The 281-nt window shown below is 43.8% G+C and carries 1 protein-coding gene; it reads right to left on the bottom strand.

What is annotated here, in order from left to right; all coding sequences use genetic code 11:
* Positions 1-281 (bottom strand): sulfatase-like hydrolase/transferase (locus FNN09_RS21030; protein WP_143304446.1); only part of this gene is annotated, 281 nt, incomplete at both ends.

The raw sequence follows: 281 nt of genomic DNA, 5'->3' as shown, positions 1-281 counted from the left end.
CATTTCCCAAAAGCACCAGTAGCATAACCGTTTTGTTTGAACAATTCAGCAATGGTAAAATCTTCAGTTCTCAAAGGATGCTGGCCTTCGTTACTATGTCCCTTATTACCCCTGATATAAGTATGCCCGGTGTGCTGCCCTGTCATTAGGGCAGAGCGTGAAGGGGCACATACGGTACTACCAGAATAGTGCTGTGTAAATTTGATTCCTTTGGCAGCCAATTTATCTATATTAGGTGTTGTAAATTTGGTTTGCCCGTAGCAACTCAGGTCGGCATAACC

The organism is Carboxylicivirga sp. M1479, from assembly GCF_007097485.1.
In the GTDB taxonomy this organism is placed as follows: domain Bacteria; phylum Bacteroidota; class Bacteroidia; order Bacteroidales; family Marinilabiliaceae; genus Carboxylicivirga.
The sequence above is the reverse complement of the archived record's forward strand: the minus strand, read 5'-3'. Positions and strand labels throughout refer to the sequence as shown.